At 52.1% G+C, this 434-nt stretch carries 1 protein-coding gene; it reads right to left on the reverse strand.

Annotation, left to right across the window (positions count from 1 at the left end; genetic code table 11):
- Window positions 1–434: GTP-binding protein (locus Q9I99_RS11300; protein ID WP_301668635.1), on the reverse strand; the 434-nt coding region annotated here is incomplete at both ends.

Raw genomic sequence — 434 nt, forward strand, 5'->3', positions numbered from 1 at the left:
TCAACCAGTTCCAACAGCTCGGCATCGTCAACCATGTCGCATTTGTTCATGAACACGATGATGTAAGGTACGCCTACTTGGCGGGCCAACAGGATGTGTTCGCGAGTTTGCGGCATAGGGCCGTCGGCAGCGGAACATACCAGGATTGCGCCGTCCATTTGGGCTGCACCGGTAATCATGTTTTTAACGTAGTCGGCGTGACCCGGGCAGTCTACGTGTGCGTAGTGGCGGGTTTCGGTTTCGTATTCTACGTGCGAGGTGTTAATGGTAATACCGCGGGCTTTTTCTTCGGGAGCGTTGTCGATTTGGTCGTAAGCTTTTGCAGCGCCACCGAATTTTTTAGCCAAAATAGTAGTCAAAGCAGCAGTCAGAGTGGTTTTACCATGGTCAACGTGACCGATGGTGCCAACGTTTACGTGCGGTTTGCTACGTTC

The organism is Neisseria basseii (assembly GCF_962707005.1).
GTDB lineage: Bacteria > Pseudomonadota > Gammaproteobacteria > Burkholderiales > Neisseriaceae > Neisseria > Neisseria bergeri.